The organism is Bremerella sp. P1, assembly GCF_028748185.1.
Classification (GTDB): domain Bacteria; phylum Planctomycetota; class Planctomycetia; order Pirellulales; family Pirellulaceae; genus Bremerella.
Window position 1 is genome coordinate 4,090,617 of record NZ_CP118164.1, and the last position, 22,386, is coordinate 4,113,002.

Annotated in this window: 30 protein-coding genes; 11 read left to right on the forward strand and 19 right to left on the reverse strand. The window is 55.3% G+C overall.

Annotation, left to right across the window (positions count from 1 at the left end; genetic code table 11):
• Positions 1-48 precede the first annotated feature (48 nt).
• The 3 genes from PSR63_RS17155 to PSR63_RS17165 all read right to left on the reverse strand — a co-directional run bounded on the left by PSR63_RS17155 (position 49) and on the right by PSR63_RS17165 (position 2,366).
• A complete protein-coding gene (locus PSR63_RS17155; RefSeq protein WP_274326900.1) occupies positions 49-852 on the reverse strand; it encodes a hypothetical protein in 804 nt (267 codons plus the stop codon).
• Between the two features lie 64 nt (positions 853-916).
• Complete coding sequence (locus tag PSR63_RS17160; protein WP_274326901.1) at positions 917-1,939, reverse strand: endonuclease V; 1,023 nt, start codon at positions 1,937-1,939, stop codon at positions 917-919.
• A 19-nt stretch (positions 1,940-1,958) separates the two neighbouring features.
• Positions 1,959-2,366 carry a VanZ family protein gene (locus tag PSR63_RS17165; RefSeq protein WP_274326902.1) on the reverse strand — a complete coding sequence of 136 codons (408 nt, stop codon included), beginning with the start codon at positions 2,364-2,366 and terminating at the stop codon, positions 1,959-1,961.
• A gap of 169 nt (positions 2,367-2,535) precedes the next feature.
• Here PSR63_RS17165 and PSR63_RS17170 point away from each other — a divergent pair, with 169 nt between their 5' ends.
• Together PSR63_RS17170 and PSR63_RS17175 are read left to right on the forward strand one after the other, a co-directional pair.
• Positions 2,536-3,492 carry a GDP-mannose 4,6-dehydratase gene (locus PSR63_RS17170; RefSeq protein WP_274326903.1) on the forward strand — a complete coding sequence of 319 codons (957 nt, stop codon included), beginning with the start codon at positions 2,536-2,538 and terminating at the stop codon, positions 3,490-3,492.
• A 101-nt stretch (positions 3,493-3,593) separates the two neighbouring features.
• A complete protein-coding gene (locus PSR63_RS17175) occupies positions 3,594-4,235 on the forward strand; it encodes a 3-keto-disaccharide hydrolase (protein ID WP_274326904.1) in 642 nt (213 codons plus the stop codon).
• Between the two features lie 12 nt (positions 4,236-4,247).
• On the opposite strand, the gene PSR63_RS17180 is transcribed toward PSR63_RS17175, so the two are convergent.
• Both PSR63_RS17180 and PSR63_RS17185 read right to left on the reverse strand, forming a co-directional pair.
• A complete protein-coding gene (locus PSR63_RS17180) occupies positions 4,248-4,625 on the reverse strand; it encodes a DUF7919 family protein (RefSeq protein ID WP_274326905.1) in 378 nt (125 codons plus the stop codon).
• 17 nt (positions 4,626-4,642) lie between these two features.
• On the reverse strand, positions 4,643-5,992 hold the full coding sequence (locus tag PSR63_RS17185; RefSeq protein ID WP_274326906.1) for a YifB family Mg chelatase-like AAA ATPase: 1,350 nt from the start codon (positions 5,990-5,992) through the stop codon (positions 4,643-4,645).
• 178 nt (positions 5,993-6,170) lie between these two features.
• Between PSR63_RS17185 and PSR63_RS17190 the strand changes: the two genes are divergently transcribed.
• On the forward strand, positions 6,171-6,962 hold the full coding sequence (locus PSR63_RS17190; RefSeq protein WP_274326907.1) for an Eco29kI family restriction endonuclease: 792 nt from the start codon (positions 6,171-6,173) through the stop codon (positions 6,960-6,962).
• An 8-nt stretch (positions 6,963-6,970) separates the two neighbouring features.
• Here PSR63_RS17190 and PSR63_RS28220 read toward each other — a convergent pair whose 3' ends face one another.
• The 4 genes from PSR63_RS28220 to PSR63_RS17205 form a co-directional block, all read right to left on the reverse strand.
• Entirely contained in the window at positions 6,971-7,582 is a 612-nt protein-coding gene (locus PSR63_RS28220) for an Eco29kI family restriction endonuclease (protein ID WP_443111047.1), read from the reverse strand.
• Positions 7,521-8,732, reverse strand: coding sequence for a DNA cytosine methyltransferase (locus PSR63_RS17195; protein WP_274326908.1), 1,212 nt, complete (start codon positions 8,730-8,732; stop codon positions 7,521-7,523). The genes PSR63_RS28220 and PSR63_RS17195 overlap by 62 nt, the downstream gene beginning before the upstream one ends.
• On the reverse strand, positions 8,729-9,142 hold the full coding sequence (locus PSR63_RS17200; protein WP_274326909.1) for a very short patch repair endonuclease: 414 nt from the start codon (positions 9,140-9,142) through the stop codon (positions 8,729-8,731). Before PSR63_RS17200 ends, PSR63_RS17195 begins: the two co-directional genes overlap by 4 nt.
• Before the next feature lie 103 nt (positions 9,143-9,245).
• Complete coding sequence (locus PSR63_RS17205) at positions 9,246-10,016, reverse strand: DUF3427 domain-containing protein (protein ID WP_274326910.1); 771 nt, start codon at positions 10,014-10,016, stop codon at positions 9,246-9,248.
• 102 nt (positions 10,017-10,118) lie between these two features.
• Between PSR63_RS17205 and PSR63_RS17210 the strand changes: the two genes are divergently transcribed.
• A complete protein-coding gene (locus tag PSR63_RS17210) occupies positions 10,119-10,301 on the forward strand; it encodes a hypothetical protein (RefSeq protein ID WP_274326911.1) in 183 nt (60 codons plus the stop codon).
• Positions 10,302-10,343: 42 nt separating this feature from the next.
• Here PSR63_RS17210 and PSR63_RS17215 read toward each other — a convergent pair whose 3' ends face one another.
• The 7 genes from PSR63_RS17215 to PSR63_RS17245 form a co-directional block, all read right to left on the reverse strand.
• The gene (locus PSR63_RS17215; RefSeq protein ID WP_274326912.1) at positions 10,344-10,799 is read right to left on the reverse strand and encodes a hypothetical protein; all 456 of its coding nucleotides are present in this window, start codon (positions 10,797-10,799) and stop codon (positions 10,344-10,346) included.
• Positions 10,796-10,954 (reverse strand): hypothetical protein, encoded by a 159-nt coding sequence (locus PSR63_RS17220; RefSeq protein WP_274326913.1) that lies wholly within the window; start codon positions 10,952-10,954, stop codon positions 10,796-10,798. Before PSR63_RS17220 ends, PSR63_RS17215 begins: the two co-directional genes overlap by 4 nt.
• A complete protein-coding gene (locus tag PSR63_RS17225) occupies positions 10,932-11,075 on the reverse strand; it encodes a hypothetical protein (protein WP_274326914.1) in 144 nt (47 codons plus the stop codon). The genes PSR63_RS17220 and PSR63_RS17225 overlap by 23 nt, the downstream gene beginning before the upstream one ends.
• Positions 11,075-11,200, reverse strand: coding sequence for a hypothetical protein (locus PSR63_RS17230; RefSeq protein ID WP_274326915.1), 126 nt, complete (start codon positions 11,198-11,200; stop codon positions 11,075-11,077). The genes PSR63_RS17225 and PSR63_RS17230 overlap by 1 nt, the downstream gene beginning before the upstream one ends.
• An 89-nt stretch (positions 11,201-11,289) precedes the next feature.
• Positions 11,290-11,562, reverse strand: coding sequence for a hypothetical protein (locus PSR63_RS17235; RefSeq protein WP_274326916.1), 273 nt, complete (start codon positions 11,560-11,562; stop codon positions 11,290-11,292).
• Between the two features lie 158 nt (positions 11,563-11,720).
• Positions 11,721-12,098, reverse strand: coding sequence for a hypothetical protein (locus PSR63_RS17240; protein WP_274326917.1), 378 nt, complete (start codon positions 12,096-12,098; stop codon positions 11,721-11,723).
• A gap of 690 nt (positions 12,099-12,788) precedes the next feature.
• The gene (locus PSR63_RS17245) at positions 12,789-13,427 is read right to left on the reverse strand and encodes a recombinase family protein (RefSeq protein WP_274326918.1); all 639 of its coding nucleotides are present in this window, start codon (positions 13,425-13,427) and stop codon (positions 12,789-12,791) included.
• A 973-nt stretch (positions 13,428-14,400) separates the two neighbouring features.
• Here PSR63_RS17245 and PSR63_RS17250 point away from each other — a divergent pair.
• The 5 genes from PSR63_RS17250 (at position 14,401) to PSR63_RS17270 (ending at position 16,698) form a co-directional block, all read left to right on the forward strand.
• Complete coding sequence (locus PSR63_RS17250) at positions 14,401-14,676, forward strand: hypothetical protein (protein ID WP_274326919.1); 276 nt, start codon at positions 14,401-14,403, stop codon at positions 14,674-14,676.
• A 217-nt stretch (positions 14,677-14,893) separates the two neighbouring features.
• A complete protein-coding gene (locus PSR63_RS17255) occupies positions 14,894-15,130 on the forward strand; it encodes a hypothetical protein (RefSeq protein WP_274326920.1) in 237 nt (78 codons plus the stop codon).
• A complete protein-coding gene (locus PSR63_RS17260; protein ID WP_274326921.1) occupies positions 15,130-15,762 on the forward strand; it encodes a hypothetical protein in 633 nt (210 codons plus the stop codon). The genes PSR63_RS17255 and PSR63_RS17260 overlap by 1 nt, the downstream gene beginning before the upstream one ends.
• The gene (locus tag PSR63_RS17265) at positions 15,755-16,552 is read left to right on the forward strand and encodes a hypothetical protein (RefSeq protein ID WP_274326922.1); all 798 of its coding nucleotides are present in this window, start codon (positions 15,755-15,757) and stop codon (positions 16,550-16,552) included. Before PSR63_RS17260 ends, PSR63_RS17265 begins: the two co-directional genes overlap by 8 nt.
• Complete coding sequence (locus tag PSR63_RS17270; protein WP_274326923.1) at positions 16,549-16,698, forward strand: hypothetical protein; 150 nt, start codon at positions 16,549-16,551, stop codon at positions 16,696-16,698. Before PSR63_RS17265 ends, PSR63_RS17270 begins: the two co-directional genes overlap by 4 nt.
• Positions 16,699-16,722: 24 nt before the next feature.
• On the opposite strand, the gene PSR63_RS17275 is transcribed toward PSR63_RS17270, so the two are convergent.
• Complete coding sequence (locus PSR63_RS17275; protein ID WP_274326924.1) at positions 16,723-16,920, reverse strand: hypothetical protein; 198 nt, start codon at positions 16,918-16,920, stop codon at positions 16,723-16,725.
• A gap of 407 nt (positions 16,921-17,327) precedes the next feature.
• Here PSR63_RS17275 and PSR63_RS17280 point away from each other — a divergent pair, with 407 nt between their 5' ends.
• Positions 17,328-19,226 (forward strand): recombinase family protein, encoded by a 1,899-nt coding sequence (locus PSR63_RS17280; protein WP_274326925.1) that lies wholly within the window; start codon positions 17,328-17,330, stop codon positions 19,224-19,226.
• On the opposite strand, the gene PSR63_RS17285 is transcribed toward PSR63_RS17280, so the two are convergent.
• On the reverse strand, positions 19,195-19,425 hold the full coding sequence (locus tag PSR63_RS17285; protein ID WP_274326926.1) for a magnesium chelatase domain-containing protein: 231 nt from the start codon (positions 19,423-19,425) through the stop codon (positions 19,195-19,197). The two genes, PSR63_RS17280 and PSR63_RS17285, sit on opposite strands and share 32 nt — an antisense overlap.
• A 173-nt stretch (positions 19,426-19,598) precedes the next feature.
• Between PSR63_RS17285 and PSR63_RS17290 the strand changes: the two genes are divergently transcribed.
• Positions 19,599-21,071: a DoxX family protein gene (locus PSR63_RS17290; protein WP_274326927.1), complete on the forward strand. Its 1,473-nt coding sequence runs from the start codon at positions 19,599-19,601 to the stop codon at positions 21,069-21,071.
• Here the strand turns inward: PSR63_RS17290 and PSR63_RS17295 are convergent.
• Entirely contained in the window at positions 21,068-22,384 is a 1,317-nt protein-coding gene (locus tag PSR63_RS17295; RefSeq protein ID WP_274326928.1) for a DUF1501 domain-containing protein, read from the reverse strand. The two genes, PSR63_RS17290 and PSR63_RS17295, sit on opposite strands and share 4 nt — an antisense overlap.
• Between the last annotated feature and the right edge of the window lie 2 nt (positions 22,385-22,386).

A 22,386-nucleotide genomic window follows, 5' to 3' on the forward strand; every position in this document is an offset into this window, starting at 1 on the left:
GAACTGTTCTCATCTTACCTGAGAGATATTCCGCAATCCAGCAACCACCTACTTTTGAGCGGTGACGAACGCTGGTTTTACGTATTCATCGAAGGAAACGGCCTTGGCATTGGCCAGATCAGCCTCAATCGACTGAATCAGCTGTGCGTCCTCTTCCTGCAGCTCCCAGCGATATTCATGGGTGCTGCGAAGGGAGATGCTCTTGGTGGGGTCGGCATGACGGATCGTCTTGCGGACTTCAGCCGGCACGGCCCCTTTGGCGCGGATCTGGTTGTTCAGCTCGATGCGAGCCTGAGGCAAGTCGCTGCCGGCACAGATGAAATTCAACTGCGAAGACCAATCGCAGAAACGCGAGTAGGCATCGACGGTTGGCTGATCACGAATTGGCGTCAGGTCGGCCTCGTAGGTCAGGGGATCGCCGGCAAGTTTCAGGACCTGGTTTTGCTGGTTGTAGTTGGCTTCGAACTTAGGATCTCGGAGGAACGTCCACAGCGGGCCCTCTGGGAAATTCGCATGCGACTTGAAATAGGCCGAGTGCTGCAGCACGTTTTGGGTAGTCAGCGTCAGCTTGACCTGCCGCTGCGGATCCAACAGCGTGATTTGGCCCGAGTCGTAATCGATGATCGTTGCCTGACGCGGCGGCGTCGTGACGACATCGTAGACCTTCGTTCCGTGAAAGACGGTCTGATACGTGACCGCCGGAATCCGGGCATTACCACGGAAGATCTGCGTAGTCACTTGAAAGTCCGCCGCGGCACTCACGCACACGAAAGAAGCCCAGACGGTCAGGACAGCGGTCGAAAGTGATGCAGTTTTCACGGGTTCGATCAACTCGGCGAAAGAGTCATACAAGGTGGAAAGTTCCGATTGCCCGGAACCTTACCTAAACCATTGGCCTGAGGTCCAGATGAATCGCTTACAGCGTGCTAGCAAGCTTTCGGCTTTCGCGGTCGGCCCAATAGATGGGCTCCGGCGAACGATGCTCGGCCATGCATCGTTCAAGGATCGTCTGCATCGACTTGTCATCGACGCCAAAGCCGCGTGAAACATAGATCGGATGCTTGGTCTTGGTATGCGGCATGGTCGCGTAACCAAGGATCTCATCCAGTTCATCTTTCGATGCGATGATTGGTTCCCACTTGCCCACGCGCAGCTCGGGGGCTCGGATGACTCCGCAGATCAGCTTCTTGGCCACGCCAATTGTTGGAATACCTGTGAGGCCGCCCAGCATGGTCGCGATCCCCATCCGGCGCGGATGAAGTCGACCGTTGCCATCGACCAGCAGAACGTCAGGAAGCGTGCCGGTCGCCTGCATTTGGGCCAGTAGATTCAAGTGCAACCTGATTTCACGAAACGCGAGATACCCGGTGATGTAAGGGAATTTCGCTTCGCCGATGTAGGTTTTCGTGCCGAGCGAACTCTGCCCGTTCGACTTGGTAAGGTGACAGGCCGAAACAGCTTGCTCCTTTCCATAGGAAACATCAATCCCACCGATGACTTCGACATCGGAGAGACGAAACGCTGGCTCTTCGGGGCATGCAAAGTCACGCTGCCAGGCTTTCAACTTGGCAAGTGAGGGGACAATCGGCGGCAGCTGCGTGCGATACGTTTCCAACAGGATTGAACCGTTGGCAACGAAGACCTCTTCCGCGCTAAGAAGCCGAGCTTTCGTTTCGCTGCTGCCGCTGTAGTGCAGTCCGATCTCCCCGGTCGATCGCACGACGCGGTGCGAGAGATCTGCCACGTTGCAATTTGGATCAAGCAGATAAGTGGCTACCCAGCGGCTGGCAACCGAGTCGCCGAGTGATTTCGCCAGATCGCCGTAGGTCGCCACACTTCCAGGCGGGATCGCTCGCACCAATTGATCGACCTGGTCCATCAGGTTGGGGATACCAGCGGCAAACGCGTCCGCAATTTGGTGAAGATCAGGAGGGTCCATCCGGGGCAGACTTGGGGTTTCAGGGGGACTCGCTAGCAGAAAGTTCCTGCGTTTGCCGGACGCCGCGAGCAATGCTGTATAAGGAAATACCCAAGACCGCCCCAAACGTGTCGGCTACTAGGTCCAGAGGGTCCGCCGTACGGCCGACGACGAACATTTGGGTCAATTCGTCGAAGATGCCTACACCCACCAAGGCCACGGCGACGGTCGCTGCCAGCAGTAGTGTCCAGCGATAGTTCCATGCCGTCGCGGCGATCATCGCCGTAATGGCCAGAACTGCGTAGATTGCCGCATGCACGACCTTGTCGAAGTGCGGAAACAAAGGTTCCTGCCCTGGCTGCATGGGCCAGTGCGTCGCCGTGAAAGCAAGCACCCACAGTCCAATCAGGACGATGGTGGCGATCAGAGGCACTTTTCGCAGCGACATGGAATGCTTCCCTGGCAGATAAAAACTAGCAGTCTTCAGACTAATCGACGTTCCAGGGGCTCACAACCACGTTGTGCCTTGCGAGAATCGCACCGAATTAGGTATCGTTTGTAGCGATTATAGGTTCTAGGCAATTTTCCTGATCACGAGTACAACCCCCAATCAACGCATGGCCATTCTGATCACCGGCGGAGCCGGTTTCATTGGTAGTCACCTCACGCAGATCCTCTTGAAGCAATCGGACGAGAAGCTCGTCACGATCGATAACTTCAACGACTACTACGATCCAGCGCTAAAGCGGGAAAATGTGAAGCCAGTCGCCGACGAGCCCCGGGTAACGCTCATCGAAGGGGACTTCTGCGATTCCGATGCCATGAAGCGGCTATTCGACGAGCACGATATCGACCAGGTCGTCCACTTGGGCGCCATGGCCGGCGTGCGGATCAGCGTGCAGAAGCCGGAGATGTATCAGCAAGCCAACGTGGCCGGGACCTTAAGCCTATTGGAAGCGGCCCGGCATCATCCGGTGAAGCGGTTCCTGTTGGCCTCGTCTTCAACCGTCTACGGCAAAGGAGCTGGCGTTCCCTTCCGAGAAGATGCCCCACTCAGCATCCCGTCGAGTCCCTACGGTGCTACCAAGCGAGCCGCCGAGCTGTTGTGTTTGACCTACCACCAACTGCATGGGGTTCCCACGGCATGCCTTCGCCCGTTTAGCGTCTATGGACCGCGGCTACGCCCCGACCTGGCCCTGACCATCTTTGCCAAGGCAGTCCACGAAGGGACCCCGATTCCCTTGTTCGGCGATGGCAGCATCCGCCGCGACTTCACCCATGTCAGTGATATCTGCCAAGGCTTCATTTCGGCACTCACGGCCGAAGGGGTTGTCGGGCAAGAGATCAACCTCGGGCACAGCGACCCGATCGAAATGCGACGACTGATCGAACTTCTGGAAAAGTCGTTCGGCAAGAAGGCGATCATCGATTACCAGCCAGAGCGGCCAGAAGACCTACCGATCACGTACGCCAACCTCGAAAAGGCGGAAAAACTGCTTGGCTATGGCCCGAAAGTACTAATCGAAGACGGTATCCAGGAATACGTCGATTGGTTCCGTAGCTGGCACGGCTAATGGAATCGGTCGGGGCGGCTTGGTACGCTGGTAGAGTCCGCCGAGTAGGCCAGATAACGCCTGCCCAGCACCCTCCGTACTCGCCTACTAAGATTGCCGCCATGCGTACCGCTACCACGATCTTCAGTCTTGCTCTTGTTATGTTCGCTTCGGTCTGTATCTCGGCTGAGGAAGCCAAAGAGAAGCCTAAGGGCAAATCTCTGTTCGACGGAAAGAGCCTCGACCATTTCGAGGTGCCTCAGTTTGGCGGCGAAGGTAGCGTCGAAGTCAACGATGGCGTGATCAAGCTAGGGCAAGGCGTCATGCTGACCGGCATCACGTACAAGAAGGATGACTTCCCCAAGACGAACTACGAGCTGAGCTGGGAAGCCCGGCGTACGATGGGCATCGACTTCTTCGCCGCTGCCACGTTCCCCGTGAAAGACAGCCACTGCAGCTTCATCCCCGGCGGCTGGGGCGGAGCGGTCGTCGGCCTGAGCAACATTGACGGCGAAGACGCCTCGGAAAACGAAACCACTACGTACATCGCCTTTAAAGACGACCAGTGGTATCAGTTCAAGGTCCGCGTGACCGACAAAAAGATCGAAGCCTGGATCGACGACAAGAAGGTGATCGATGCCAACATCGAAGGCAAGAAGATCACCACCCGCAACGAAGTCGATCTATCGCACCCGATGGGCCTGGCCGCCTGGCAGAGCGCGGCAGAGATCCGCAAGATCGAGCTGCGGCTTCTCGATAAATAGCCTAAGCCGACGTCACAACGACGACTCACTCACGATCCGCTTAGGATTGAGTACGGCCTGAATAAACTCTTCCGGCGGCCGATAGTTGTGCACGCTGACGTAGTGATAAACCATCGTCGGTGCCGAGTAGACTTGCCCGTTCTGATCTTCGACGCGAATCTGCCCATTACCCGGGAACTGATCACCAGGCTCGCAAAACTGGCATAGGTGAAAGCCGCGATGCAATAGGATCGGAGATTCGCAAAGCTTCTTCAAAGCATCCAGGAATGGAACCGGAGTCTCCCCAGTAAGGAAGGGATGTGACTTACCCAGCCAACCGACGTTTAGCACGCCTGATCTCCGCGGGAATTTTGTGTAGGTGTGTTCGGTTAGGTCTGGGAAGTAAGTCATGTTGATTTCCTCGAATGCTACCCTACCAGACTCCTATCTAACATCCGATAGTTAATCGCCTCGCAAACATGGTCGGCTGAAATCGTCGTAGCCGATTCAAGATCGGCGATCGTTCTCGCCAGGCGTAAGATCTTATCGTAGGCCCGGGCGCTCAGGCCGAAGTTGCTGATGCTTTGTTTCATCAGGGCGGCGGCATCTTCTTCGACGTGGCAGAACTTGCGGACTTCGCGGCTGCTCATTTGGGCGTTATAGCGGGTACGGCTGCCGACGAAGCGGCGGGTTTGGATCTTGCGGGCCGCGATGACCATCTCCTTCAGTTCCGCGCTACTGGTTCCTTCCGTCTCGCTAGCTAGTTCCTGGTACGGAACCGCAGGGACTTCGATCTGAATGTCGATTCGGTCGAGCAAAGGGCCGGAGATCTTGCCGACATATTTCTCGACCTGCGGAACCGAACATCGGCAATCGCGGCGGGGGTCGTTGCGGAAGCCGCACGGGCACGGGTTCATCGCCGCGACCAGCATGAAGTCTGCGGGGAAGGTTACGCTGCGCAAGGCTCGACTGATGGTGACCTGCCGATCTTCCAACGGCTGCCGCATCAGTTCCAGCGTGCGGCGGTTGAACTCGGGTAGTTCATCGAGAAAAAGAATTCCATTGTGCGAAAGACTAATCTCACCCGGAGCCGGGTTGCTGCCACCACCCACGAGGCCGGCCTCCGAGATCGTATGGTGCGGCGAACGAAACGGGCGAGTCGCCAGCAGCGGCTGATTGGTCGCCAGGCGGCCGGTCGCGCTGTAGATGCGGGTTGTCTCGACCGATTCTCCTGGGGTGAGTTCCGGCAGGATCGTCCGTACCCGCTTGGCGAGCATTGTCTTGCCGGAACCTGGCGGACCGACAAGAAGCAGATTATGCATTCCGGCCGAAGCGATGGTGGCTGCGCGTTTGGCGAGTTCCTGTCCGCGAACATCGGCAAAATCGACTTCGTAGGTCGAGTGCTCTTCCAAGAGGGCTTGGATCTGGGGTGGGACCGGTTCGATATCGAGCTGACCGGAAAGGAAGCCGACCGCTTCGCTCAGGCTGGCGACCGGGATGACCTCGATTCCTTCGACCACGGCCGCTTCCCGGGCATTCTCTGCCGGCACGATGATGCCACGCAGCTTTTGCTTTTCCGTTTCCATCGCCTTGGAAAGAATCCCGCGGATCGGACGCGTATTGCCGTCGAGGGCCAGTTCACCGACGATCGCGTACTCGCTCAATCGATCGCTTTCGAGTTGGCCGCTGCCCAGCAGGATGCCCAGCGTGATTGGCAAATCGAATGAGGCAGCGTTTTTCGGGAGTTCGGCCGGGGCATGATCCCGTAACTGTAGCATTGCGCCGCGAGTTCGGACCGGTCGAGATCGGGGAGGTACTAGGGCAACCATGGAAGGATTCTATCAAAAAGGCCCACAACGCAGCACAGGAGAGCTATAGACGGAGGCGAGAGGCCGCCAAATCCATAAAATCGAACTCCCACTAATCAACTACGTCATATCGGTCGAAACGACCGATATGAGCCTGACAGAATTACAAATTGTTCTAAATCAGTTGAAGGTCACACTCGCGGATTCGGACGGAATTCTTAGCGACGTGAGGCGCCTTACCGATCGCCGCAAGAACAACCTCCAGCGTCAACTTGATGACTTTGCAGCTAAGCTTCGGCAATTGTCCGATAGGATTGACCCGACATTGCCCCCGGCTATGGTCTATGACTTGAAGAATCCAGCGATTACCGGGATGTTGATTGGTCGCGCCCTAGGAGAATCGGAGCCACAACCGATAGCCGATGTGCATCGGTTCTATGGTTCGGGGGTCTACGCTATCTACTACACTGGCAAGTTCGCGGCGTATCAACCAATCAAGGGCACGACATGCCCAATTTATGTGGGCAAGGCGAGACCCGATCGCGACGAAGCGGTCACCCCTAAAGAGCAAGGGCCTGCGGTCTGGGACCGACTAGCTAAGCACGCAAGCAATCTTCGGAAAGCTAAGCATGTCAGGATTCAGGATTTCCACTGCCGGTATATGGTCATCCAATCAGGGCTACAAGACGCAACCGAAGAATACCTGATCAAACACTTTCGCCCGATATGGAATCTGGTTGTTACAGGGTTTGGAAAACACGGAGATCGGGAGCGAGGCGAACTCTCGAAGTGGGACGTGTTACATTCAGGCCGACCGTGGGCAACTGGGCAGACGTCGCGTAAGAGGAAAACACCGGCTTCCATAAAGGTAGAAATCAGCAAGCATTTCCAATCAATCGCTATGGAACCTTCCCGGTCCTCGCTGCTCAATCCGGAGTAAATGGAAACCTAGAAAGTCGCGATAATTGCGGTTTCGATGTCCTCCAGTATGCTATCCGAAGTCCTAGCGTTTTCTGCGCAACGCATTGCCCACTCTCTGCCTGGATGAACAACATCCCATGGGGAACGCTGCTGGTTATAGCGCCCCCTGCCCGGATCATGGTTGCCGTATCCGTCTAATGTTGTGTTCCATACCGGGGAGAACATCTGGATCAACAGAGCCTCACCAAGTGGAATCCAGATATCATCAACAACTAGATAGCGGCAGAAAAAATCGGACCGGTCTATGTTCCCTGCCTGTTCTACCGATTGCCCATGTTCATTCAAACGCCCAAACAACGCCCGCCCTGGTGAGACATTCAGACCGAATCCTCCACGCCTAGCGCCCGCTGGTATTGCTTTACCGACATAGATTGGCCACTCGAAACGGTTCTCCCGATTCCTTTCCGAAATCTTTCGATATGCTGGGAAGTCACCGGTGTAGTAGATTGCGTAAACACCAGCCCCAAGAAAAGCCTCTGGTGGCGGCAGTGGCTCCACGGGTCGCCTTAAGATGGCGTTAGCTACGCTTTCGCCTAGATGAACCTTGTCCAGTGGGTTGTATGGCGTTTCTTCCCTCACGCCTTCGCTCCGTCGCTAAGCTTTCCCGGATGTTCGTTGCTATTTTCGCGGCAATGGATACCGGGACGGCGTTTCCGAGTTGCCGCATGGTTTCGGTCCAAGAGCCCGCGAAAATGAAGTTATCGGGAAAGGTCTGCAATCGCGCGCTTTCCCTCACCGTGAAGTATCGGACATCCCCGCTAGGGTAGGCCAGCATATTTTCACCACCCGGGACACCGTGGTCACCTGCCTTGAGTGTCTTGGCTGGGACATCTAGCGGGCTGCCGGTATGCCCCTTGTAGGTTCTTGCCCCGGGATTGTGGACATGGTTGGGGATTTTGTTGCGGCCCTTTGTTGGGTCTGGCAAATCAGAGATTGCATCTCGGACCGTCAACCACGATTCCAAGCCGTCACCGGCTTCGAGTTGTTCAAGACGGCGATCGGTAATCGTCGGCATGGGGGGCCGCTTCCGTTTGGTGATCTTATGGCGGTCCCAGTATTCCCCCGTAATCCATTGGCTGCGCAGCAAAGCAGCGTGGGAATGCGTTGGTTGTGGGAATGCCCATCGCGCGGCGATGTCACTACGAAAAGCAACAATGAAAACCCGTTCGCGCTTTTGGGGTACGCCGAAATCAGCGGCGTTGATTCGGTTCCAGACAACTTGATAGTGGAGCCCGGATTTATTGCGGCCCCTTGTGTGATGGCGTTCCAACCTTTCGTGGTGTTTCTGCCATTCCTCGTTAGCTTTGATCGTGAGTTCAGGATAGGTGAGTTGTAGAATCACGTACTCAAAGAACGAATTGAAAGCCGGACGTAACAAGCCTTTGACGTTTTCAATGAGCACCGCGCGCGGCATTGTCTCGCGTACGGCACGGACAGCTTCGGGGAAAAGGTTGCGGTGGTCGCTATGGCCCCGATGCTTTCCACCGATTGAAAACGGTTGGCATGGCGGTCCACCGGCGACAAGGTCAACGCCTTCATAGGGCTTGAAATCGAACTCTCGGACATCGCCTTGGTAGATTGGCCAATCGACAACTCCGCGCCGGTTATTCTCGCGGATTGTATCGCATGAATTGCGGTCGTATTCGACAACGGCAGCATGATCGAAACCGGCGGCCTTGGTTCCAAGAGCAAGTCCGCCACCACCCGCGAAAAGTTCAATAGCTTTCATTCGCCGTCTTCCATGAAGGAACGTACCACTTCCGTGAGGCGTTCCACATCCTTGGTTTGGCACTCCCAGATAACGAGCACCTTCCAGCCAAGTTTACGCAATTCCCTTTGATTCCGGGTGTCCCGGCGGGCATTGCTTTCCAATTTCGGTTCCCAAAAATCAAGCTTCGACTTTGGTAATCGGCAATTCGGACACCCTCTGTGACGATGCCAAAAACAGCCATGAACAAAGATGACACGGCGACGGGAGGCAAAGACGAGATCGGGGTTACCGGGAAGCTTTCTTACGTGAAGTCGATAGCGATATCCCATGCCATGGATAAGCTTGCGGACTCGAAGTTCTGGCTTCGTGTCCTTCGACCGGACCCGGCTCATGCGTTCGCTGCGCTGGGAGGGTGTAAGCGTGTCCATGTTACCGATATTCTGGCAAGCTATTGTCAGCCGTCAATAACCCGGCTGAGAAAACAGGTTAGAGCGACGGAAGGCGAAGTTGAACGCCTAAATGTGAGCCCGCCTATCTGCTACTGCGATGGGCAATTGTGGCGTTATGGTAACTTACGAACTGTGGACCGATTTCGTGCAAAGGGTGTCGACGCAATGTTTCGATATCCAAGTGAATTGCTCCGAAATCGCAAAGGGCGTGATGATTTGGGCAAACTACAAGGATATTTCCTTCAACATCCGGGCCATCGTGAGGGCTGCCGAGAGGTTGCAGGTGATGGGCTTCCGAGTAGAACGTCCCGTCCGATAGCTTCAAAGCCTCGCCACATATCTGGCACCGGTTGCCGTGAAGTTCCTTGATTCGTTTCGCCAGGGCCGTATCACGTATGATTCTGGATATCGTGGTCTCTGTTCGGTCTGCTGGTACGGGTTCGATGTCGACTGCGATCAGGAAACGCTCTTCCACTCTCCATGTGATTTTCACCGGTGAAGAATCTTCCGAGTTCTTCGCGATGACGGTTCCCCAGAACGTGAACGCCCCTCGCTCGACGCTTCGGGTGAATAGGAAGATTTTCCCAGTCGGGTTGAGCATCCATTGGATTTGAGGCTGCCTGAGCTTGGTTCCGGTCTTCGCAAACCAGACGAAATCATCTCCCTCCCAGTGATTGTCGTAGTCGTGATCCGTGCGCCCTTTCACACCGACATTGCAGAAAATGTAGAGGTTGTTCTCATACCGGTTGTAGCCCGTTTCCCAGTTCCCACGTTGCAGGTGAGTGGGGACGTCGAGCAAGCGATAGACGTCGGCGCGGGTGTATTCTGTCCCGGGAATGAAAGGGTGAGACATCAGATGAATCTCCAGTATTGGAATTCCTTCAGAAGGCGGGGGTGGTAACTAGCCGCAGAGGGGTTAGAATCGCGGAAAACTCTAACACATTCAAGGTGGGCTATGACACCGGAAGAGATTCAGCGTCGATGGGATGAGATCGACAAAGAGCTAGAAGGCATCGCCAAGGGCCGTGTCGTTGATGGCGACCCGGCGACGCGAGAAGGCGAACTTCTGGAAGAGTTGGACCGTCTCGAATACGAGGCCGGACTAACCGAGTTTCCGGGGCTTGCGGAACACCATTGAGCCAACTTACTCGACGCCTAAGATTTATCTCCCTCCTTGCAACTACGATCGCTTCCACTTGTCATGGAGATCGATCGTATTGGTATAAATCGAATTCACTCCGAATTCTTCGGGGAATGAATTGATCACCGTATTGATGTACGGACGATATTCAACCTTCCACTCACGATCATCAAGGTGCTTCTTGATGATGCAATAGGCCAAGCGATCCACGGTGTTGAGCCAGTTTTCCAAATAGCATTGACGCAAATCCTCAAGAATTTCGATCGCGGCAGGATCGGGATTATTATGGCACTCTGTCCGAATCCGATTGTTGATTTCGTCCAGTTTCTCTTTGCTGTTGCACATGTCACGTTCAAGCTGGATCACGTTCGCCAATCCAGCGAACGCGACCGACTTGTTGAGTTTTCGCAATTGGAAGAATGCGACGAGCACTGCTGCGAGCGTACCGAATCCGCAGACCGCAGAGGAAATCGCTGATACCCATTCTGGAGTCATTTGTTTTCCTGCTTCTTCTTCATTTCAGTGATGGCTTCCTGTGCTTTACGATCATTTTCGGAAGTGCCCTTACCGCCCTGCGAACCCTGTACGTGTTGCGGACGCAAGTCCATTTCCTTGAAACGAACATCATCATTTTTCCGATCGGACATCATTTGCTCCTTCTTGTTTAATTGCTTGAATCGCCTTGTCGGCCATTTGAGCATTCTTTGCCGAACTGGCACTGGCCTGTGAATTATTGGTAATGCCACTATTGGATTTTTGGTCGTCACTCATTATTTCTTGCCTTCCTTCATCCGACGAATGGCTTCGTCGGCCTTTTGTTCGTTCTTGACGGTTCCCCGGACCCCCTGCGATTCCTGAATGGATCGCTTGTCGGAGGGTTTCTGCTGTTCGTTCATATGGCACCACGCAGGATTAGAACTTTGACGTAAACTTGAAATCACAGGAAAAGCCCACGGCGCGAATCGCGCCGTGGGCTATTAACAGACTACGACAGCGCGTCCTTTAGCCAATCCGAGGCGTTCTTATTGAAGCCGATCCAAGCCGCCTCTCCAGAGAGATGGGCGACAAGCAACTTGTCGTTGCCGTCCAGATAGGGCGCCAGATTGTCGCGAATTTGACTAGCGGACAACGAAGTCGTGACGATCCATGTGGAGTCCAGGTGATGCCACCAGTTCCCCACCTTCTTGATCGCCTCGTACAAATCGGCATAGTTCTGACCTGGCCGATTCAGGTCGTACGAAATCATGTATGGTTTCATCGAAGAAACCTCCATGCCCCCTAGGAAACAGGTTGACATGAAGGCGATGGCGGAGTACCTGTATGCATAGGGGGAAAGCCTTACAGGTACCCACCCCGCCCAACGAAAGCCGCCTCCGATAAGCCTCAGAAACTTGTCTCGGAGGCGGCTTTGTGCGTTTAATCGGACACACTGTCCTTTGTTATTTCTTTGGCTAGTTCAAAAATCAGTAAACCGGTGTCGCTGTCTTTCTGTAGCTCGAACCGGTGGGACTCCTTGTAGTCGATCTCAAACCGGTCACAAAAATTCTTCGCGCGGATATACGTGTTCGTTGGGCTGCGTTTGATATCAATTGCGCCCTCGCTGTTCTCGTTTGTTAATTCGATACCTACCACGCGTTCTACCGGATCAAAATAGAGAATCGCCTTCTCATAGCTGTTGATATCGAAGCGGTTGATCGCACCGGCATTGAAACCAAGCTGGCCCGTTTGGCGGACCGTGATCCTCGCCACGAAGGACGTGTCGGTATCGGTGAATTTTTGAAAGTTAAAGGCCACGGGTTTCCTTTCTGATTGCTTCGATTGGAGCATATTTTCCGAATGCGCCAACAGCAAAAATCGTCTTCAAGAGAAAAAACTTTCAAATTCTCATCGCGATCCTCACTCGCTTCTTTGTTTGCTATATCGACGTTGTTTGGTTCTAAATCTCATCGCGAACAACATTCCCGAATTGAATTCCTGAGCTGAACTCCAATGAGGATATTGTTGTTCAAACATCTTTTTTCTGTGTCGAGATATTGCTTCTCCTGCATGGACCCAAATTCTTCATGGCTTGAATTTATATTTTGCCGCATGTTCAAAGTTGTTCTCTTTTGTTCAGCATTTCATCGCACAGTGTTTCTAATTACGTAATTAAAATGTCACAGTAATTATTAGGGTAATTTCCAAGGTAATTTCAAAAACGTGACTCGTGCTAGAAATCCAATCGACTGGATTCCTACGGCATTACAAAGTTTAGAATGACCAATGATTTCAATAAGCTGTGCGAAATGAAGTCAGCGTCGCCCCTCTGTAGACTGGATCGCTAGTGGGTGATGGCGACGCGGTACCGCCCATTTTCACTGGTGCGCAGTTCGTCGAAAGGGCTGGACTAGCGGCCCATGGGAGGGGGTGTGGTCAATCATCAAATTTGACCCACCCCCTACGATCGACACAACACAACCTCACGACGAGCGTCTGGAGATCGTGTCAGGCTCTCGCAAGGACGCGAGCCACGGCCGTGGGACTCCACGCCTTCCCCCGTGTCGTTAGGTGGCCTGCCTGCGTCAGGTGATCGGCGATGGCCTGAAGGGAATCACCGGCGGCTCGCATGGCCTGCATGGTTGCGAGGATGCCGCTATAAGCCTTGGCGGCCTTAGCTCGCATAGCGTCGGCCCCGGCGCGTCTCGCGGCTTCCGTGAGGTTGTCAGGGTTCCCCAGGCGAACGCCTCGCGCCTTGGCTGCCGCTAGGGCGTCCTTGGTGCGTTGCGAGATACGCGCGGCCTCATCTTCGGCCACGGCCGCCATGATATGGACCGTCAGCCTGTTGGCGTTGGGCATGTCGCACGCCACGAACTCTACACCGGCCTCCATGAGGTTCGCCACGAAAGCCACGTTGCGGGCTAGGCGGTCTAGCTTTGCGATGACGAGGACTGCCCCCGTCCTGCGACACTCTGCGATTGCTGCCGCGAGTTGTGGACGATCCGACTTCTTTCCCGATTCCACTTCGATGAACTCAGCAGCAGGCGAATAAGAGGCCACGGCCGCGCGTTGGGCCTCCAGACCTAAGCCGGATTGGCCTTGGCGTTGGGTGCTGACTCGAAGGTAGGCGACGTGTGGCTTGCTCATGATGTCGGTTCCGGGCGGTTAAACTTCTCTCACCTACCCAATTTTACATTGCTTGAACGTCCGTTGAAGGAATGTAAAACGCATTTTGCCCAACTTCACCGGCCGGTGGTGACGATTGGATGAGCTATGCCGGTAGACGCGGTTGTCCGGGTTTCGCCGGTCGCGATGCCAGACGCGGCCGGTATGATTTCACCGGTTGAAGAGATTGTGACGACTTTTGCAAAGTGAACAGACGTATACTATACATTAACCGCGCGAGACGCGGTGCAGTATCACGCGTGGTCGCGTCGTCAGCGGCTCACCTGCCAGAAACAGTAACCATTTCACCCCGATTGTTACCCTTTTGTGAGCGGTTTCGTGAGATGTCGGGCGACGCGTGCAATATTCGCAAGTATTGGCACTGTATGTACTTCGGCAATTTACCTGTTTCCTGATTCCTTATTTTAGTTACTGAGTTAGTTAGTTATTTATCTCTTGAGAATCATATAAGGGGAAAGTGTTTTAATACTCCTATAAGAGAATAGAAGCGAGAAAACGGTAATCGGCTAATTGGGTAACTGTTGTTTTGCAACTTATTGTATGGCAGTGGGTTACGAATATTATCCTTTTGAATTGACTCGGAAAATGGGTAATCTCGGGCAACTAGAGAGTCGACTGAAATGGCAATAGCCTCTGAGAGGCCCGGAGGCGACGTCTCGCGGCATTTGGCAGCAAGTGGCGTGGTTCATCGTTCTTGCGGCTCGCACGCAGAGGGCGGGCTGCTAGCAGCCTTAAAATTGATACTGGCCACCGGCAGCACATCTCAGGAATAGGTGCGTTAGTCTTGACGCGTTGATAAGGAATATTTGTAGAAGTTTGGTGCAAGTCCTGAATTTAGAGGGCCTTTTGGGAGATACTAAGGGGGTAAGGCAATCTTTTCTGGCCGACACTCTGAACCACCGTCACGGTTCCCCATTCTGAAAGGCAAGACACCGTGACGATTCAAGAATTTCTCCACACCAACTACCACACTGACCCACGTGGCCGCGTCAAACTCAAGGACGCCTACCACGGGTATCTCACATCTCTCGACGAGCGCCGACGAGTGGTCTGGCCTCGTTGGCGTTTCGTTGAGGTTGTTTCTGCACTTGGCTTCCCAATCGGGAAAAATGCCGATGGCGTTGCCTATGTCGCTGGCATCTCGCCAGAACCACCGAAAACCTGGACCGTCGATGACGACGGCCGAATGCGACTAGCTACCGCAAAGTGACGGGCGGTGGCAGCCTTCCGGCGGCAGGTATCCTACCTGCCTGCCGCCGGACTCGAACACCCATCGGCCGGGTCTGGGCCGATGGACGGCGACCGTAAGCAATCAACGGTCGCTTCTTCTATTTTCCGGGCGGTTTGAAAGTGCCGTCCGTAGAACCCGGTTGCCAGTCACCACGAATACGTGGTGACTGGCTTCTTTCAACTTAGGAAACCCCGCTATGAATCCCTATGCACACACTCGAAAAACACTATTCGCCGACCCCCACAGTGCCCACGGCGAAAACGCTTGGCTGCTGGCCATTTTGAATATGGGCGAGCAACTCGACGTGACCACGAATGGAAATCCATTCGTTGCCGTTTGCGATGACCTGGAGTCGCGCGGCATCTCGCCGAACGCCCTGGCGCGAGTCCGTCAGATGCTCAACACCCAGTCTCAACGACGCGAGGCGCGCTAATGCTACCCGATCACTACTTCGTATATGACGACGCTGGCAATCGAGTTCGTCTCAAATCCTTCGATGAGCGGGCAGCCGACCGGCAGCGCGCCGCCAATACAAAATCCCAAGTAGCCCGCGAGGCGGCCGAACTGGCGCCCCGAGAGCAAACTCCCTGGCAATCGTCTTTCGCGGATCATGCCGCCAAGACGCTAGAGTCAGCGCGAACCCCTGGCGAGATTGCAGCAGCAAAACGCCGCCTAGCAATTGCTAAGAAGGTCTCCAAGGAACAGCAAGCCGAAGCGGCCGAACAATCTCGACTTGATGCACTCGGCAATCATCCCGAAGTGAAAACGGCGCGAGAGTGCGCGGCGTCTCTGTCGCTCGCTTCCTACCCGCATGCAAGCGAGCAAGATATCGCCTATGCCCGCGCTGTCGCAAGATCGAACGATCTATCACCGGACGTACTCGCTACTGAGTTTTGGGGCATCATCGACCGACTAGCCGAAGCCGAACTCAACGCCGCGAGAGGCAAAGCAGCCAAGCAAGCCGAAGAGCGTGAAAAGGCGAACCTAGACCACTCGCGGACGATGGTTTCCATTTCCGAGCGTGAGGCCGAACGCGAGAAAATTAAGGAACGCCTCAGTGAGTGACCTATCCCACGAAACCAAAGTGCGCTGGTTGCATGATCCGGCGCGCCGTTGGGCTTGGGTGCGCTGCCTCACGGTTGATGCCGAAATGGGAATCACGGCAACTAGTATGCACGGTTCGCAAATTGTGGCTTATTCCATCTCGCGAGCACACGAAATCAACGGCGTCTACACTCCTGCGAGAGTCTCGCGGATTCTCTATCGAAACGTCATGCGGCCACGTCCGGAAGGCTGCACGGTTGATGACATCCCCGAAGATGCTGTTTTCCCTCGTCTGGACCTTCACTGTCCGGCGTTGCATCCGAGTCGATACCCGAAGCGTATCCCCGGTGATGACGTCTGTCAGCAGTCCGCCTACTATCACGACACCTTCCAGAAATTCTGGCAGATGTCCGACATAATCGACGCCGAACCAGTCCCACAACGTCGCGAGCATGCCCACGACATCCTGCACCACGTCGCGGAACAAGAGACGGAAGTTGTCTGGCTTCTCCCTGATTTCCGCTATGCAACTTGGTTGCATGAAACCACGTCCGGTACGCACGGCGAATTCACGCCCGATTCCTTCCCCCGTCGCCTACTCGTTGCCTTCAGTCGAACCGACTACGGGCGTTGTCGAGTTTGGACAATTCCAAAAGGTATGACGGGATTAGAAGAACCTGTCCCGTCTCCTGGTTGGTGGCCAGTGAACCCTCTATCCATCTGCGCCGGTTGTCGGTCCGAGTCACCACGCAAGCGATGGCACCCAATCGACCGAAGCGTCAGAAAGAAACTAACTGGTTTGATTCAATGAACCTTGAATATCTCAAAGCCCAAGCCGAAGCGGCCTTTCAGCGGTATCTAGCTGAGACCGATAGCCGAAAGAAGAAAGTCTTCCTCCAGGCTTGGCAGAATGACAAGCTTCTCGCCGAACTCGCTGAGCGACGGCAACAAAAGTAGGCGGGGTCAGGCCCCGGGGTTTGTTCATTTTTCCCCGGGGCCTTTTTCTTGGGTTCGCACGAAACGAAAGGCCACGGCAAACAGCCAAGTTTCAAAGGGCATGTCAGTGGGCTTCTCGTGATTTGCCACGTATCGCCAAACGGCCGCTAACACGGGTTCGACGTTGGAAGTCTTGCGGGCAATGGCTGTTGTTAATAGGGCGTTGTAGCTGCTGTTCATCATGGCGAGTTCCTCAGTAGTTGGCGGCGATTGACTACTGAAAGCATGCACCGGGAACCACTTGCGTCAACGGAAAAGATTGCCCTGAAAGGCTTTGCGTCTTGCTAGATTCTAGCTAGATGCAATCAGGGAGAAGCAACCGACGCTGGGAAATCCTGCCTCTCATCTAGCTAGTTTCTTGACGATCTAGGATCGAAAAATTTTTGGGTTTCCATTTCGCCGTGACCGTCGTAGTAGTGGCCTAGGAACGGCGTTGCCCCGGCCCTGTTACTCCAGGGGGCCGGGGCTTCTTATTCAAGGCAAGGCCACCGGGGGACCGGTGGCCTTTTATTTTGCGACTACTGAATTGCTAGCGCGATCGAATCAAAGTAGGCTTGATCGGACGAGACTACCCAAACAAGGAACGCCCCATGAGATTAGCAGCCTACGTCCGAGTCAGTTCTGACAAGCAGGATGTCACTCGCCAACGTGACAACATAACAGCCTGGACAGCCCGCAATGGGGCCGCGCCTATCTGGTATGAGGACAGCGACGGGAAGAACCCCCGGCATCGGTCAGACAAACGGCAGAACTTCCAGGCCCTACTCACGGCAGTGAAGGCGGGGAGGTTCGATAGAATCATTGTGGACTCACAAGATAGATTCGGTACGAAGGACGCCTTCGAGTGGGGCAAACTGATTTCCATCTTGCGAGATCACGAATGCGAGTTGATCGACTCGCAGGGCAGGCTATTGTCCGGGGACGATGACGGTTCCGTCCTGACGGGCGTTGTGGGCGCTCTGACAAGCAAACGCGAGCAACGCGAGAAGGCGCACCGGAATATCTCCGGCAAGGTTACCTATGCCCGCAAGGGTGAGTATCAAGGCGGCTACGCGCCATACGGGACGGACGTAGTTTGCTTCGGCCCTGACGGGAAAGAGAAGTGGCGGACGGTCTATGTCGGTCACCTGGACCGGTTGAAGGTTTATCCGGGCGGTAAGTCGGAACGATTCACTGGGAAGAACGTCACCCCGGTTAAGGACACCACCGACACGCTACGTCTGCGACCTTCCAAGGAGAAGGACCGGTTGAAGATTGTCCGGCAGGTTTTCAAATGGTACTCTACAGAAGACATCTCACCCCGTGGAATTGCCGACCGTCTCAACGGTCTCCAGGTTTCGCCGATCTTCGGAGAGGCATGGTATAAGCACACGATACGGGCGATGCTCTCGAACCCCATCTATATCGGGCTTCCGACCTGGAACAAGCGAAGCAACGCCGCATTCGTAGAGTATGTCGACGGGCGTCTCCAGGAAATAAACGGGAAGGCTAGGACCAAGCGCCGCGATTGCGCCGATTACGTCCAGCCCGAAGCGCCGGAATTTGCGCCGATTGTCCCCGTTGAAACTTTCAACAAGTGCCAGAACAAACTCAAGGCCGCGAGCAAAGCAGCCAACAGGGGGCACCGGTCGCCCAAACTTGCGGAACTCTGGTTGAGGCCGTTTCTCTATTGCGGCCATTGTGGCGAGGTCATGCACGCCGCCGGTGGAGGTGGTTCAACTCGGATGAAACCTAACTACTTTTGCAGCACCTACAACAAATACGGCCCCAAGAATCCCAAGGGCTGCCACTGTCACCGGGTGCGCCATGAGGTTCTAGAAGAATTCGTTTTGCGATACCTGAAGGAAACCGCGCCCAAGGTGGCGCAGTTGATCCAGGCGAGCGACACGGGCGACGTAGAGGGCGTCCGGTCGATCCTGGTAAACGGGCGGTTCCTGGAGCAGGAATTCGCGGACGTCGCCTGCGATGTCATCGCCTACGTTGAAGAGTTCGCCACGTCCAAGGAACGTAAGCGAATTGGGGAGGGATTCGATGTGGTTTTCGGTTTGGCCTTCGAGCGAATCCGGCCCAAGCTCGAAAAGTTGATTGCTGAGAAGGAAACCGAACTAGATGGCATGCTAGACGACTACCGGACGTTGCCGGATTCATTGAAGGTTCGCGCCGTCGCAAAGATGGAACCACTGGAAGCCGAGATCGGCGAACTACGGCAACGGCTGGTTGATCTTCGGAAGCCTTTCCAGGGCATCCGTGAGGAACTCGAAACCCGCAAGACGGCCCTTGAGGCGGCAGAGAAGGAAATCGAACGGGAGGCCGCCGGACGCCGCAAGGGTGAAGCCTTGCGGGGTGTTGTGGATAGGATCGTCTGCCACTTCCAGCATGGGGAACGGAAGGTGAACAACGGCCGAAGTCGTTTAACTAGGCTCGAAATAGTCCCGATTTCCGGGGATTCTATAAGCTTCATGGGCGGGGCCTCGCCGGGGCGAGGTTGATCACCACGCGGTCCCGTGGGCAGAAGAAGCCACTGTTGACGATGGCCCGCTCGATGCGGTGAACGCTTTCCTTCACCGCCGCTTCCGGTAGGCCGACCAGGACGGTCTTGGGCAATGCCGTGGGGGAAACGTCGACTTCGACCTCCACAGGAATCGCATCGATGCCGGCCATGGAGTAGGTACGTAGTTGAGCCAGCATGCCAAATTCCTCGTCGCCTTCATCATGTGGACTGTCTAGGGGTGTGCCCCATTGTGTGGCATGGCGACCCCCTCGATCAAGTGATTGGGTCGGAATTCTCGATCTCCCTGGAATTGGCCGATTGTGTGCTATGGTTAAGGGTTATATCGAATATCCAACCAGCACTCGGAAGCATGGAAACGGCTACAAAGTCAGAAAACACCGACGCCTTGCAGGGGGCTCAGCCATTGGTGCTGGGGCTGCCTCCGGTGCGGTATCGTTTGCTGGTCGTGGCGGTGATAGCTCAGACTGCCACCATTCTGATTACGTGGCCGCTGTGGCAGGTGCGTGATATGCCAGTCCATATGCCGCTGATCGATCTTCCGCAGATACCATTCGGCTGGTGGATGCTGGCCACGCTGGTATTGGTTCTGGTCCGTCCCCAAATGGGCCTCGCAGTGCACGCAGCTTCGCTGCTCGTTGCGTTCGTGTTCGATCAGTACCGCACGCAGCCTCAGTTCATTGCCAATACCGTTTTGATGCTGGCCACCGTCGAGAATGTGGGTGTTGTGATCGTGCGTTGGTTTCTCGCTTCGCTATGGCTCTGGGCAGGCACGCATAAGCTTTTGTCGCCGGACTGGTTCTCGTTCGGGTCGTGGTACATGGTGAAGTCGCTACACGTGAACCCGGAAGACTTCCAGATGCTGTTTGCCTACGGGGTTTCGCTGGGAGAGATCGCGGTGGGCCTGCTGGCCATATTTCGACCACGCTGGGCGGCGATACCCTGCGTGATGATGCATGTGGGGATCGTCATCTTTCTGTCTCCGCTCTTTTACAGTCATAACGAAAGCGTCATGCCATGGAACCTGGCCACGGCGGTCATCGGTAGTTGGGTGATGTGGAATGCTCCGAGCATTCGTCCGCAGTTTCGCTGGGAGTGGGTCGTGGCGGTGCTGCTGTTGGTCTATCCGGCCGGGTTTTACTTGGGCTTGGTCGATCATGGAATCGCCAGCGTGCTTTACTCAAATCATTTGCCGGAAGGGATGATCACGACCAAGGAGGATGCCACGAAGATTACCGGCTGGGGAGACCTTCACGTGCCGTTTCCCAATGAGCGGCGACTGCTCACGCTTTACTTTCAGCGTTCATCGCAGCCTGGGGATAAGCTGCACCTGTCGGAGCCTCGGCCATGGCTGGGGGACAAGTACTATGTCCTGAACAACGAAGGGGGACTGGTCGAACAAACACGCGAGCAGTTTGTGCAAGGGAGCGATGACGAAGTGTTCGGCATGGAGGTCGAGAGCCGACGGATTCGTTTCCTGTTAGCTCGTGCTGGCGTGAAAATGCTCCGCCGAGACGAGCAGACAACGATTTACGCCGTGGAGATTCCCCCGGAGCGATATCGACCTGAACTACTGGAAATGTTGGCAGGTCTTCCGAATCTCGAGCAGATCAACCTGGCCGGCTGCGAAGTGACCGACGACGACCTGATGCGTTTGCCCCTGCTGCCGAAGCTGGTGGGCATCGGACTTGCCAATACGCCTGTGACGAATGATGCCATCGAGACACTTCTGAAACAGCCGCAGATGATGGTCATCGAGTATCAACAATCGAACATGACACTCGATGCGATTCTCGAGTTCGAGAAACAGCGGCCGGTTGATTAAGCGTCGGCCACGATTTCAGAGATGGGAGTTCCCTGGCAGATTGCCATCGGGCGTCCGATGGGAGTCTGGTAGTCCTTGTCGATATCGATCCCCAAGGCATTGTGGATCGTGGCGTGGATATCCTCGACACGAACCGCGTGCTTGGTCTCAGGCGTGATCTTTTCCCCCTCGGGATCGGTTTCGCCGAGGAAGACCCCTTTGCGGATGCCGCCGCCTGCCAAGGCCACGCTAAAGCCGTGCGGCCAGTGATCGCGACCAGCGGCTGGGTTGATCTTAGGGGTTCGCCCAAACTCGCCGCCACACAGGACGATCGTATCATCCAGGCGATCGCGGTCCTTCAGGTGCTTGATGGTCGCGCTGAGTGCGGCATCGAGGTCGCCGGCGCGGGCCGATTGCAGTTCGTGATTGTTGGCATGCGTGTCCCAGCCGTTAAGTGTTACCTGAACGCAGCGTACGCCCGTTTCAATCAACTGTGTCGCGCACAGACAGCCGCGGCCGAACGGAGTGTTACCGAACTGCTCTTTGATTTCCTCCGGCACGCCGTCAATATTGAACGCACCAATCTGGTCCGATGTCATCATTGTGGTAGCACGATCGACGGTCTCGCGATGCAGAGTCTTGTTCTTCTCCAGATCGAAACGACGTCCTTTGGCAAAGCTTGATTCGAGTATGTCCAGGTCGCTCAGTCGGGCTTCGAAGCGATCTTCCGGGACACGCTTCGGCAGGTCTGGCAGCGGGCCAGTTGGATCGTACATCTTGAATGCATCGTACTGATTTCCCAGAAAACCACCTCGCGAAGCGAACGCCGAAGGGAAGATCGACACGTGCCGAGGGATCTCGACCCCTTGGGCTGAAAGCTCGTGGCAGAGAATGGCTCCGATCGATGGATGAATAAGCGTGGGGTCAGGCCGATAGCCGGTCTGCATGTTGTAGGTGGCTCGCTCGTGATCGCCTTCTTTACTGGTCACGCACCGCAGCAACGCCATCTCGTGCATCACTTCGGCAGTGTGCGGCATTGTGTCGGCGATCTTCAGGCCTTTGACCGACGTGTCGATCGCTTTGGTATCGCCACCGATCATCTTGCCGGGATGTGGGTCCCAGGTTTCCAGTTGGCTGGGACCACCTTGCATCCACAGGACGATGACCGACTTAGGGCGTCCTTTATTGGACTTCTCTTCCGACGAGGCTGCCAGCAACTGGGAAAGTGGCGTCAGCCAAGCCAGACCGGCACCGGCTCCGAGCAGCGTGCGGCGATTGAAATGCGCACGTGTGCCGCAACCTTCGGGACCAAGGAGATGTTGAAAGCGTTTCATGG